1 pseudogene is annotated in these 234 nt (G+C 33.8%); it reads right to left on the bottom strand.

The features are described from left to right. Window positions 1–234: pseudogene (locus LJE09_RS17790) on the bottom strand (hypothetical protein); the annotation flags it as partial.

Here is a 234-nt window from a genome sequence, read left to right as displayed (position 1 = left end):
ATAAATGCCTGTAAGTCATTACTTTTTAGATAATTAAACCATTGCAAAATGATTTCCCTAGCTTCATTAAACCATTCATCTTGAGAGATTTCAACTGCTTTCTCAAAACTATTTGTCAGCTCAGCTAAAAGGGCTGCAGTCTTTTCACCAATCCCCTGTTTGATTAAGCGATCAATTAATGTTTTTTTGACTAATGGTTGAAAATGTAAGGTTTGGCATCGTGATTGAATCGTT

The organism is Blautia sp. DFI.3.45 (assembly GCF_020593505.1).
Taxonomy (GTDB): Bacteria; Bacillota; Clostridia; order Lachnospirales; family Lachnospiraceae; genus Blautia_A; species Blautia_A wexlerae.
This window is presented reverse-complemented; position numbering and strand designations above follow the sequence as displayed.